The sequence below is a fragment of the Mycobacterium sp. genome (assembly GCF_049683935.1).
Lineage (GTDB): Bacteria > Actinomycetota > Actinomycetes > Mycobacteriales > Mycobacteriaceae > Mycobacterium.
The window spans coordinates 1-11743 of sequence record NZ_JBAUJR010000114.1 but is presented as its reverse complement, the minus strand read 5'-3'; the positions used below and the strand labels follow the sequence as shown (position 1 = coordinate 11743).

Genomic DNA, 11743 nt, shown 5'->3' with positions numbered 1-11743 from the left:
GCAGCGGACCGCTGCACCCGTAGCCGCCGGTCTGCCGGTCCATCACGCACGTCACTCCGCCAGGAACCGCGAAGGAGTACCAGGCGCCGTCCATCGCGGCGAAGTCCTGCGGGTTCACCGGCGGCATGGCGTTGATGTTCGGCACCGGAGGCGGGTCGGCCGCCGCGATGCCGGGCAGGGCCAGGGCCGCGGCTGCTGCCGCCGCTGCGGTGAGAATTCTGGTCAGCACGTCGCCCACCCTAAGCGGATCTGGCGCGGTTGAGCACCTCGAGTGTCGCTATCCGCGCCGGATCCCCTAGTAGCGGTCGGGTCCGCGGCCGGCCATGGCCTCCAGCCGGGCGATGCGATCCTCCATCGGCGGGTGGGTCGCGAACAGCTTGCCGATCTTCTCCCCGGCGCGGAACGGGTTGGCGATCATCAGGTGCGCCTGATCGGCCAGCTGCGGCTCCGGCGGCAGCGGCGCCTGCTGGACGCCGGTGCTGATCTTGCGCAACGCGCTGGCCAAGGCCAGCGGATCGCCGGTGAGCTCCGCTCCGGACTGGTCGGCCTGATACTCCCGCGAGCGCGACACCGCCAGCCGGATCACCGTCGCCGCGATCGGGCCCAGCAGCGAAACCAGCAGGATCGCAAAGGGATTGGTGCCGCCGTCGCGGTTTCCGCCGAACATGCTCGCGAAGAACGCCAGGTTGGCCAGGGCGGTGATCACCGAGGCCATCGCGCCGGCCACACACGAGATCAGGATGTCGCGGTTGTAGACATGGGACAGCTCGTGGCCGAGCACCGCCCGCAACTCACGTTCGTTGAGGATTCCGAGGATGCCCGTCGTGCAACAGACCGCCGCATTGCGCGGGTTGCGGCCGGTGGCGAACGCGTTCGGCGCGGCGGTGTCGCTGACGTAGAGCCGCGGCATCGGCTGCCGGGCCGTCGTGGCGAGTTCGCGCACGATCTTGTACATCAACGGCGCCTGCATCTCGGTGACGGGCTGGGCGTGCATCGCCTTGAGCGCCATCTTGTCGCTGTTGAAATACACGTAGGCGTTCATGCCGATGGCGAACAGCACCGCCAGGAACATGATGTTGCGGCCGAACATCGCGCCGACCCCGACGATCAGACCCGAGAACACCGCCAACAACAGGAACGTCTTCGCCCTGTTGGCGTGCGGGTGCCACGTCATCGTGCTTGCCTCCTCGAGAAAACCTGCCGACCCACCGAAGTTGGAAGAGTCATCGCTGCAGTCAACGCTCGGACTGCCCGCGGAGTTTCCGGATGCTCAGCCGTGCCGGGTGATGGTGTAGTTCACCAGCGTGGCCAACGCCTGGCGACCCGGCCCGTCGGGCAACAGGGCGAGCTCCTGCTCGGCCTGCTTGGCGTACCCCGCCACAGTCTCCTTGGCCTTCGTGATTCCCTTGGACGCGCGCAGCAGCCGCAGCGCCTCGGCCAGTTCGTCGTCGTCCTCGACCGGGCCGGACAGCAGTTCGCGCAGCCTGTCGGCGTCCGGACCCTCCTCACGCAGCGCGTACAGCACCGGCAGCGTGTGCACGCCCTCACGCAGATCGGTGCCCGGCACCTTGCCCGACTCGTCGGGGTCGCTGTCGATGTCGATGATGTCGTCGGAGATCTGAAAGGCCGTGCCGACGATCCCGCCGAGCCGCGCCAACCGTTCGACCTGCTCGTCGTCGGCGCCGGAGAACGTCGCGCCGAATCGGCCCGAGGCCGAGATCAGGCAGGCCGTCTTCTCGTAGACCACCTTGAGGTAATGGTCGATCGAATCGACCTGGTCGGCCGCGCCGCGGGTCTCCCGCATCTGACCGGTCACCAGCAGGGCGAACGTGTCGGCGATGATCCGCACTGCGTCGGGACCCAGACGCGAGACCAGCCGTGATGCCGTCGCGAACAGGTAGTCGCCGGCCAGGATCGCGATGTTGTTGCTCCAGCGGGCGTTGGCGCTGGAGGCGCCGCGGCGCACCTGCGCCTCGTCCATCACGTCGTCGTGGTACAGCGTCGCGAGGTGGACCAGCTCGATCACCGCGCCCGCGACGGAGACCTGCCACGCGTCGGGTTCGGGCCCCAGCTGAGCGGACAGCACCGTGAACAGCGGGCGGAACCGTTTCCCGCCGGCCTGGAAGAGATGCTGCACGGCCTCGGACATCAGCGCGTCGGCACGACCCAGCTCCTCGGACATCAGGGCCTCGACACGGGCCACGCCGTCCCGGACATCCTGGGCGAACTGGGCATCCCCGAAGTCCACTCCCGCCACCACGTTCGCCGGTGTCCTCACACTGCCAACATACTGGGAGTCATGGACTACCCGGCGACAGGTGCGACCGAGGGGTCGAGCAGCGCTGACGTCATCGTGGTCGGGGCCGGGCCTGCCGGATCCGCGGCCGCGGCATGGGCGGCGCGCTCCGGGCGCGACGTGCTGGTGATCGACTCCGCCCAGTTCCCCCGAGACAAGGCCTGCGGCGACGGGCTGACCCCACGCGCGATCGCCGAGATGCGGCGTCTCGGGCTCGGCTCCTGGCTCGACGGCAGGATCGCCCACCGCGGGTTGCGGATGTCCGGTTTCGGCGCCGACGTCGAGGTGCCGTGGCCGGGTCCGTCGTTCCCGCCCTCGAGTAGCGCAGTCCCCCGCACAGAGCTCGACGAGCGCATCCGTCTGGTGGCCGTCGACGACGGCGCCAAGATGAAGCTCGGAGCGAAAGCTGTTGACGTGCAGCGTGATGTGTCCGGGCGGGTGACCGCAGTGGTGCTGGATTCCGGGCAGGTGATCCGGTGCTCGAGCCTGATCGTCGCCGACGGGGCGCGCTCGACACTGGGACGCGTCCTCGGCCGCGAGTGGCACAAGGAGACCGTCTACGGCGTCGCCATCCGCGGCTACATCGCCACCCCGCGCAGCAACGAACCGTGGATCACTTCACATCTGGAACTGCGCTCCCCCGACGGTGAGGTGCTGCCCGGATACGGCTGGATCTTCCCGCTGGGCAACGGCGAAGTGAACATCGGTGTCGGCGCGCTGGCGACCTCGAAACGGCCCGCCGACGCCGCGCTGCGACCCCTGATGAGCTACTACACCGGCCTGCGCCGCGACGAGTGGGGCTTCGAGGGTGAACCGCGCGCGGGGTTGTCGGCGCTGCTGCCGATGGGTGGCGCGGTGTCCGGGGTGGCCGGACCCAACTGGATGCTGATCGGCGACGCTGCGGCGTGCGTTAACCCGCTCAACGGCGAGGGCATCGATTACGGGCTGGAGACCGGCCGACTGGCCGTGGAGTTGTTGGACCTCGACGACTTCTCGCGGGCGTGGCCGGCGGTCCTGCACGAGCACTATGCGCGCGGCTTCTCCGTGGCCCGCCGACTGGCCCTGCTGCTGACGTTCCCGCGCTTCCTGCCGGCGGCCGGGCCGGTGGCCATGCGGTCCGGACTCCTGATGAGGATGGCAGTCCGGGTGATGGGCAATTTCGTCACCGAGGCCGACGAGGACGTGGTGGCACGAGCGTGGCGGGGAGCGGGGCGGCTGTCGGGCCGCATCGACGACCGTCGCCCGTTCACGTGACGCCCGGCGTTCCGCGAGCGTGACATCCGTGTACCGGGCACCGCTGCGCTCACGTCGCGACGATGTGGACCCGCAGACCACGCTTGCGCGCGCGCTGTCGTCGGGACTCTGCGGGTTCGGTGGTGATCGCGATCCCGAACGATTGGCACGCCGCGTCGAACGCTTCGCCGAGGTGGACGACGGGTCGTTCGTGTGGACCCGGGACGGCGACGGACTGTACTGGCTCGGCCGGATCGCCGGACCGTACTCGTACGACGCCGCAGGCGAGAGCGTCGACCTGGTCCACGTCCGGCCATGTCGGTGGCAGACCGGCCCGGTCGTCGAGTCCGCGGCGCCGCCGGCGGTCATCGCCACGTTCGGTCGAGGCGGACGCAACTTCCAGCAGATCCACGACGCCGACGTCGGGGAACAGTCCGCGAGGCTGTGGAGGGGGCCCTAAGCCAGCGAGTGGGCGAACCCGCTGAGGTCGCGGACGCTGGCGCCGAACACCTCCGGCATCGCGCTGCCGAACAGCAGATCTCCGCCGTGGCACGTACCCGCCACCACCCGACCGATCGTGGGTACGCCGGCGCGCAACAGTCTGCGGTAGTACTGCAGCCCCTCGTCGCGCAGCGGGTCGAGTTCGTTGACCGAAATCACATGCGGCGGAAGATCTCTCAGTTCCTCGTCGGTGGCCATCGCTGCCCAGCACGTCGCATCGTCGGCGTGTGAACCGTCGGGGTCATACAGCGAGCCGAGCAGTGCGGCCTGCTCGCGACTGATGAAGTAGCCGTCGTTCTCCTCGAGGGACGGCAGGTCGTCGCAGTCCTGCTGCCACCGATTAGAGATGAACGGGCACTGCGCGTAGAAGCCTGCGATCTCGTCGATCCAACCCTCCCGTTTCGCCTTGTGCGCCAACGTCAGTGTCAGGTTGCCGCCGCCGGATTCCCCGGACGCGACGATGTGGCTGATACCGAGATCGCGGCGGTTGGCGCTGGCCCATCGAGCCGCCGAAGCGCAGTCGTCGAGCCCGGCAGGGAACGGATGGGAACCCAGTTTCGCGCTGGAGTTCCGGAATTCGACCCCGACGACGACGAGACCGGTCGCGGCGAGATGTTCGCGCAACCGGACGTAGCAGAGGTCCGTGGCGCTGCCGATCGCCATGCCGCCGCCGTGCAGGTGCAGGACGGCCGGCAGCGGGCCCGCCGCGTCATCGGGCCTGCTGATGTACAGCGTGATGTCGTTGCCGTCGACGCCGGTGATGGTGGTCGTGGTCGACGACACCCCGTTGGGAGTGGAGACGTCGCCGGCGAGCGCTTCGAAGATCGCGCCGATCGCTTCTTCGCTCATGGCCGCGAAGGCGTGCCGCTCCTCCAGGGGCGAGTCGACGGTCAGCCCGCTCGAGGGCATCCGTCCGTCCAAACCGAATCGGGCGAATGCCTCGACCATGCGGGGATCTGAGCGTGGGTCGGTCCCCAGCGTGGCGTCGGGGTCGGCGTGGCGTCCATACGGCATGGCCCTGACCGTAGCGGCGCAGCGGGGACCAAAAGGGCGCTTTCGCCGCCCGCGAACGAGCGCGCAGGCACACAGTTTGCGGCGTGTCGGCGTGCAAACGCGCGCGCTCGCGAAACTCGGGGAACTACAGGGCTACCGGGGCTTGGTGGCGGCGTGCAGCGCGACGATGCCGCCGGACAGGTTGCGCCACCGCAGATCCGTCCACCCGGCGTCACCGATGCGCCGCGCCAGGTCCGCCTGATCCGGCCAGGCCCGAATCGACTCCGCCAGATACACGTAGGCGTCGGGGTTCGACGACACCGTTCGGGCGATCCGCGGCAGCGCCTGCATCAGGTACTCCTTGTACACGGTGGAGAACAGCGGGTTGGTCGGCGTCGAGAACTCGCACACCACCAACCGGCCACCCGGGCGTGTCACCCGCGCCATCTCACGCAACCCCGCCGAGTGGTCGACGACGTTGCGCAGCCCGAAGCTGATCGTCACCGCGTCGAACACGCCGTCGGCGAACGGAAGTCGGGTCGCGTCGCCGGCGACCTTCGGCACGCTGCGGCCCGCACCCGCGGCGAGCATGCCGACAGAAAAGTCCGCAGCCACACACCACGCGCCGGAGGCTGCCAGCTCTTCGGTCGACACTGCGGTCCCGGCCGCCAGGTCGAGGACCTTGTCGCCCGGTCCGATCTTCAGCGCCGCCCGGGTGGCACGGCGCCAGAAGCGGTCCTGGCCGAGCGAGAGCACCGTGTTGGTCAGGTCGTAGCGGCGCGCGACCCCGTCGAACATCGACGCGACCTCGTGAGGATTCTTCTCCAGCGACGCCCGATTCACTCCGCCGACGCTACCTGTGAACCTGCTTGAGGCGGGAATGCACAGCGCCGCCGCAGGCATTGACCCAGCAATGAGCGAAAAAATCTGGTTCATCACCGGTACGTCGCGCGGGTTCGGGCGCGAATGGACGATCGCTGCGCTGGAGCGCGGCGACAAGGTCGCGGCCACGGCGCGCGACGTGTCCTCACTGGACGACCTCAGCGCCAAGTACGGCGACGCACTGCTGCCGATCACCCTCGACGTGACCGACCGCGCCGCCGACTTCGAGGCCGTCAAAGCAGCCCACGACCACTTCGGGCGACTCGACATCGTCGTCAACAACGCCGGCTACGGTCAGTTCGGCTTCATCGAGGAACTCTCCGAAGCAGAAGCGCGCGATCAGATCGAGACCAACGTGTTCGGCGCCCTGTGGATCACCCAGGCCGCGCTGCCCTATCTGCGCGCGCAGCGCAGTGGTCACCTCATCCAGGTGTCCTCGATAGGCGGCATCACGGCCTTCCAGAATGTCGGCATCTATCACGCGTCCAAATGGGCCCTGGAAGGTTTCTCGCAGGCCCTCGCGCAGGAGATCGAGTCGTTCGGCGTCCACGTCACGCTGATCGAGCCGGGTGGCTTCTCGACCGACTGGGCCGGTCCGTCGTCGAAGCGGGCGACGCCGCTGCCCGACTACGAAGAGGCGCACGCCGAGGCCGACGCCAAGCGTGCTCAGCGGATGCCCACCCCCGGCGACCCGCAGGCCTCCGCGCGGGCCATCCTCAAGGTCGTCGACGCCTCTCCGCCCCCGCTGCGGGTGTTCTTCGGCGAGAAGCCGCTGCAGCTGGCCAAGGCCGACTACGAGAGCCGGCTGGCGACCTGGGAGCAGTGGCAACCCGTGGCGGTCGAAGCGCAGGGCTGACAGACGCGTCAGCCCACCAGCTGCGAGATCTGCGACCACAGCCGGTCACGGGCCGGTTCGGCAACTGTCGGCGAGAAGTCCACCACCAGTGTTTCCACCTGCCTCAGACCACGGTCTGCGGCGTAGATCTGCGCGTTGCCGGTGGTCGAAAAGGACATGATCCGGAAACGGTCGGTGGTGATCACCTGCTCACAACCCGCTCCGGCACAGTCGGTGCTGGTGGTGTCCATGGGATGCAGCACCACCTTCCCGTCGTTCTCGAGGCGGTCGACGACGGCGGCCGCCGAGGGCGCCCACCCCTGCGGCGGATGGTGGGTGACCTCCGTGACCGTCGCCGGCGTCGAGCATGCGGTGCAGCACACCGCGCCGAGGACGGCAATCAAGCGGCTGAGCTGTCTCATCGGCAGCGCAACTCGACCATCGGCAGATCGGTGTCCGGCGGGTCCACCCGGCCGCCCAGGGTGCGCTGGACCACTTCTTTGAGTGAACTCCACGCCCGCGGATGCCGACCGATGTAGTGCTGCAGCGCCGCGTCGGCCTCACCCGTGGAGAGCCGACGGGCGGTGCCTGCGACGCTGCGCCGCCGCGCCACCGACACCTTGACCTCCGGTTCGGCGATCACATTCTGGAACCACTGTGAGCGTTCGCCGAACCCTGAGGGAACGACGTAGGTATTCGGGTCGGGCTGATCGATGACCTCGAGGACCACGTACCTTTTGGCGCCGGTGCGTCGACCCACGTGTTCGAGCATCAGCATCCGGGATCCGAACACAAAGCCCAGACCGGCCCGGTACAGCGAGATGGGTGCTCGCGCGAAGCGACGCGAATGCAGCGCTGCCTCAGCGAGTTTCCTCGTCGGCTCGGTCAGAGCGTGCGTCAGGGCAGCGTTCCACATCGTCCGCACCTCCTCTGTCGTCGCGACCGAATCCGTGGTTGGAAGCGGCGACGTGGTCGCCGCCCCGTAGTTCCGTCATACCGAAGTCGATCGCGCGGACGCAACCACCGGGAGGAGGTCCAGCTCAGGCGACCTTGGCCGCGCGGGTTCCCACCACTTCCTCGTAGTGGCCCAGCAGTTCGTCGCAGATCACCGGCCAGGTCCGGCCGAGCACGCTGCGCCGGGCCGCCACCGAATAGCGACGCCGTTCGGCCACCAGGTGATCCACTGATTCCGCCAGCCTGTGCTCGAACTCGTCGACGGGCAGCAACAGGCCCGTCCGGTAGGGCGCGACCAGATCCCTCGGACCGCCGGCGTCGGGGGCGATGACCGGAAGCCCCGAAGCCATCGCCTCCTGCACCGCCTGGCAGAACGTCTCGTGCTCGCCGGGGTGGACGAAGACATCCATGCTGGCATACGCGCTCGACAGTTCACCGCCGTAGAGAGGTCCGGTGAAAACTGCTCTCGGAATCGACGATTCGAGTTTCCGCCGATCGACTCCGTCGCCGACGACGACGATCTGCAGGTCGTCGCGGTGGGCGATTGCGGCCAGCCGTTCGACGTGTTTCTCCGGGGCCAGCCGCCCGACGAACCCGATGATCGGCTTGCCATCCGGCGACCAGGACCGTCGTAGCCGGTCATCACGCGCCGAAGGCGCGAACCCGGTCACGTCCACTCCGCGAGCCCACTTGTGCACCCGCGGGATGCCATGGGCGGCAAGATCTTCCATTGCCGAGGTGGAGGGCGCCAGCGTGCGGTCGGCACGCTTGTGCAGGTGCCGGTTCCAGGCCCACGCCGCCCTCGAGGCGACCCCGACGCCGTAGCTCTTCGCGAAGCCCGCGATGTCGGTCTGGAACACCGCCACTGTCGGAATCCCCAGGTGACGAGCAGCGTGCAGACCTCCGTAGCCGAGCAGCGCCGGGGAGGCGAGGTGGACCACGTCGGGGTCGAAGCCGCGCAGCACACCGACCATCCGCGGCCGGGGCACACCCAGCGGCAGCGAGGTCACCTTCGGGAACATCTTGGACGGCACCCGGTGGACCCGGATTCCCTCGTAGACCTTGTCGGCGGCGGGTTGCCCGCGTGGGGTGTCCGGGGCGATGACCAGCACTTCGTGCCCGGTGCGGCGCAGATGCTCGATCACCCGAAGCACGGAGTTGGTGACGCCGTTGACGTTCGGGAGGAATGACTCTGCGACGATCGCTACCCGCACTCCGCGACAGTGACATCGCCACCTGTCGGCGAGGTTGCCACCAGGGATATGTCACACGAATTGCCGGGTGATGGGCGTTACCCTCTCGGCATGCGGATTTTCAGAGCAGCGCAGGTCATCGGAACCCTGGCCGTGCTGCTCCTGGTGGTCGGCTGTTCACAACAGATCAGCGGCACCGCCCAGCGGGACTCCACCAGCGCGCCACTGGCCTTGTCCGTGGACGGGTACGGGATCGTCGCGGGCTACGACGACGCACCCGCGCGGATCGAGATCTTCACCGAACCGCAGTGCCGCCACTGCAGCGACCTGCAGCGCGATTTCGGTGACGCGCTGCACTACCACGTCAACGTCGGCAGCCTGCAGGTCACCTACCGTCCGTTGACCTTCATGGACGACGACTACGACGGGTACTCCTCCACGGTCGCCAACGCACTGTTCCTGGCCGCGCAGACGCCGGTGTCCGGCGTCGGTCCCAGCGGTTCACAGTTCCAGCGCTTCGTCGAGGAACTCTGGGTCAATCAGGACGCCGGCGGACCGGCGTTCACACCGGACGAACTGCGCGACATGGCGTCCAGCGCAGGCATGCCCGATCCCATCGCGAACACCGTCGCGCGCGACGAGGAAGCCGTCGACATCGCCGAGATGGAGGACGCCAACTTCGGATTCCTGTTCGACATCGACCCCGTGCAGACCGGCACCCCGACGGTGTTCGATCTGGAAGCCGGCGAGAAGCTCGACATCTACGACGACGACTGGCTGGACAACCTCGTCCAATCCTGAGTCAGGCCACCAGCTCGCGACCGTCGAGGCGCCGTTCGACCACGGCGGTCACCCCGAGCGCCGCCCCGGCGATCACCCATCCGACAACCGCGATCGATCCCGCGGGAATGATCGCCAGCGCAGCATTGCGGTCCCGGACCCGGACCAGATCCGGGTTGTTCACGTCGTACTCGACGTAGATGCGCATGCCGGGCTCGAGCTCCGACGGATACAGCACGCCGAGCTCGGGCCGGTAGGTCACCCGGTCCGGCGTGACGAACTCGATGGTCGAGCGCCGCGGGCCCGCGTCGAGGACACTGGCCTCGGCCACCCCGAGGTGACGTTCGATCTGCCGGTCGTTGCGCCAGGCCCCCAGCACCAGCAGCACCGACTGCAACGTCACCAGGCACGTCACCACCACGATTCCGATCCGGATCCGTCGTACGATCCGGCCGCCGTGAGTCTCGCCGGGCTCACCTGAGAGGTGCGGAACGATGAGGCGCCACAACGCGTTCAGGCGGTCACGCACACCATTCACAGAGTGGCCTTGATCGAGGCGTGCAGCGCCCGCAGCGACGATCTGTCGGCCTTCACCTCCAGGACCCGCATGCCCTCGAACGGCTCGCCGAGGCAATCGGCCAGGTCGGCGACCTCGATCTGCCGGCTTTCGACGTGGTAAGCGCGGCAGAGCGCGCCGACGTCGACGTCGTGCGGGGTGCCGAAGACCCGCGAGGACACATCGGAATACCGGGTGTCGCCCTGCTCGAGCAACTCGAAGATGCCGCCACCGTTGTCGTTGGACACCACGATCGTCAGGTTCTTCGGTGTCGGCTCGGTGGGCCCGATCAGCAGACCCGAACTGTCGTGCACAAACGTCAGGTCGCCGAGCAGCGCGATGGTCCGGCCGCCGGTGCTCTCGGAGGCCCCCGCTCGTTCAAACGCTAAAGCCGCCCCGATCGCCGTCGACACCGTTCCGTCGATGCCCGCCACCCCGCGGTTGGACCGCACTTTGACGCCGGTGGCGTCGAAGCCCACCAGCGCGATGTCGCGGACCGGGTTCGATGCGCCCAGGACCAGTTGATCGCCGGGTCGTAGCGCATCGGCGACGGCCGCGGCGACGTGCAGTCCGGTGGTCAGCGGATGCGACGCGAGTTGGTCGCGGACCGCGGTGACGGCGTGGTTGTTCGCCTCGGCGCAGCGGCGCAGCCAGTCCGCCGACGGCGCGCCGGAGGTGACCGCACGGGTGCCCGTGGCCTGCGAGTTGCCGGAGACATCGGGCCACCGCGGGCCGGTGGTCAGGGCGAAGACGGGCACCGACGGGTCGGCCAGCAGCGTGGACACCGGGCGGTGCAGGGTCGGGCGGCCCAGCATGATGACCTGCTTGGGGTGCAGCAGCGGCAGCGCGAACGGATGCAACGGGTTCTCCGCGGCCGGCGCGGTGGGCTCGGCGACGGTGGGCAGATGTGCCAGGTTCGGGTGAACGCCGGCGCCGTGACCGGCGATGACCACCGTGTCCGGGGTGATGTCGATGTCCAGCGGCTGGTCGAACGTCACGGGCGGGGTGAAGGTCCACGGCTTGCCGTCGGGACGTCCTTCGGGGGCGTAGGTTCGGCCCGGCACTCCGTCTTCACTGACGCCGGGCACCAGCGGCTCGCGCAGCGGGATGTCGAACTGCACCGGTCCGGCGTTGGCCGACCGAGAACCCTTGGCGGCCACCAAAACGCGGCAGGTGGCCGAGCGCCACTGCGCGTTGAGGGAATCGAATTCACCGGGAGCGCCGCGCAGATCGGGGGCCAGCCCGAGACTGACGTTGGCGCGCACCTGGGTGGCGAAATAGCCGAGTTGCTCGAAGGTCTGGTTGGCGCCGGTGCCCAGCAGTTCGTAGGGCCGGTTGGCCGACAGCACGATCAGCGGAACCCGGGCGTAGTTGGCCTCCACCACCGCCGGACCCAGGTTGGCCACCGCGGTGCCCGACGTCATCGCGATGCACACCGGCGCCCGCTCGGCGAGCGCCAGACCGATCGCCAGGAAGCCCGCGGTGCGCTCGTCGATGCGGACGTGCAGGCGCAGCCGACC

General features: G+C 68.7%; 13 protein-coding genes and 1 pseudogene. 4 read left to right on the top strand and 10 right to left on the bottom strand.

The annotated features are described in order from the left end of the window. From WA965_RS06630 to grcC1, 3 genes and pseudogenes are all read right to left on the bottom strand, one after another. Positions 1-229 (bottom strand): annotated as a pseudogene (locus tag WA965_RS06630) (hypothetical protein); the annotation flags it as partial. 66 nt (positions 230-295) lie between these two features. Continuing rightward, positions 296-1174 carry a zinc metalloprotease HtpX gene (htpX, locus tag WA965_RS06625; protein WP_526300836.1) on the bottom strand — a complete coding sequence of 293 codons (879 nt, stop codon included), beginning with the start codon at positions 1172-1174 and terminating at the stop codon, positions 296-298. Between the two features lie 96 nt (positions 1175-1270). Then, the gene (grcC1, locus tag WA965_RS06620; protein ID WP_526300834.1) at positions 1271-2278 is read right to left on the bottom strand and encodes a nonaprenyl/(2E,6E)-farnesyl/geranylgeranyl diphosphat synthase; all 1008 of its coding nucleotides are present in this window, start codon (positions 2276-2278) and stop codon (positions 1271-1273) included. 21 nt (positions 2279-2299) lie between these two features. On the opposite strand from grcC1, the gene menJ reads away from it, so the two are divergent. Then, complete coding sequence (menJ, locus tag WA965_RS06615; protein ID WP_526300832.1) at positions 2300-3550, top strand: menaquinone reductase MenJ; 1251 nt, start codon at positions 2300-2302, stop codon at positions 3548-3550. 19 nt (positions 3551-3569) lie between these two features. Beyond that, complete coding sequence (locus tag WA965_RS06610; RefSeq protein WP_526300830.1) at positions 3570-3989, top strand: GAF domain-containing protein; 420 nt, start codon at positions 3570-3572, stop codon at positions 3987-3989. On the opposite strand, the gene WA965_RS06605 is transcribed toward WA965_RS06610, so the two are convergent. Together WA965_RS06605 and WA965_RS06600 are read right to left on the bottom strand one after the other, a co-directional pair. Then, on the bottom strand, positions 3986-5044 hold the full coding sequence (locus tag WA965_RS06605; protein WP_526300828.1) for an alpha/beta hydrolase: 1059 nt from the start codon (positions 5042-5044) through the stop codon (positions 3986-3988). The genes WA965_RS06610 and WA965_RS06605 overlap by 4 nt on opposite strands. Positions 5045-5176: 132 nt before the next feature. Further along, on the bottom strand, positions 5177-5866 hold the full coding sequence (locus WA965_RS06600) for a demethylmenaquinone methyltransferase (protein ID WP_178361494.1): 690 nt from the start codon (positions 5864-5866) through the stop codon (positions 5177-5179). 70 nt (positions 5867-5936) lie between these two features. Here WA965_RS06600 and WA965_RS06595 point away from each other — a divergent pair, with 70 nt between their 5' ends. Continuing rightward, entirely contained in the window at positions 5937-6761 is an 825-nt protein-coding gene (locus WA965_RS06595) for an SDR family oxidoreductase (protein WP_178361540.1), read from the top strand. Between the two features lie 8 nt (positions 6762-6769). Here the strand turns inward: WA965_RS06595 and WA965_RS06590 are convergent, their stop codons facing one another. The 3 genes from WA965_RS06590 to WA965_RS06580 form a co-directional block, all read right to left on the bottom strand. Further along, positions 6770-7162, bottom strand: coding sequence for a hypothetical protein (locus WA965_RS06590; protein ID WP_526300825.1), 393 nt, complete (start codon positions 7160-7162; stop codon positions 6770-6772). Continuing rightward, positions 7159-7656, bottom strand: coding sequence for a nitroreductase family deazaflavin-dependent oxidoreductase (locus WA965_RS06585; protein ID WP_526300823.1), 498 nt, complete (start codon positions 7654-7656; stop codon positions 7159-7161). The genes WA965_RS06590 and WA965_RS06585 overlap by 4 nt, the downstream gene beginning before the upstream one ends. 124 nt (positions 7657-7780) lie before the next feature. After that, positions 7781-8908: a glycosyltransferase family 4 protein gene (locus tag WA965_RS06580; RefSeq protein WP_526300821.1), complete on the bottom strand. Its 1128-nt coding sequence runs from the start codon at positions 8906-8908 to the stop codon at positions 7781-7783. 90 nt (positions 8909-8998) lie between these two features. On the opposite strand from WA965_RS06580, the gene WA965_RS06575 reads away from it, so the two are divergent. Then, a complete protein-coding gene (locus WA965_RS06575; protein ID WP_526300819.1) occupies positions 8999-9688 on the top strand; it encodes a DsbA family protein in 690 nt (229 codons plus the stop codon). Position 9689: 1 nt separating this feature from the next. On the opposite strand, the gene WA965_RS06570 is transcribed toward WA965_RS06575, so the two are convergent. Continuing rightward, entirely contained in the window at positions 9690-10205 is a 516-nt protein-coding gene (locus WA965_RS06570; protein ID WP_526300817.1) for a DUF3592 domain-containing protein, read from the bottom strand. Beyond that, positions 10202-11743: 2-succinyl-5-enolpyruvyl-6-hydroxy-3-cyclohexene-1-carboxylic-acid synthase (menD, locus tag WA965_RS06565; RefSeq protein ID WP_526447252.1), on the bottom strand; the 1542-nt coding region annotated here is incomplete at its 5' end. The genes WA965_RS06570 and menD, both read right to left, overlap by 4 nt.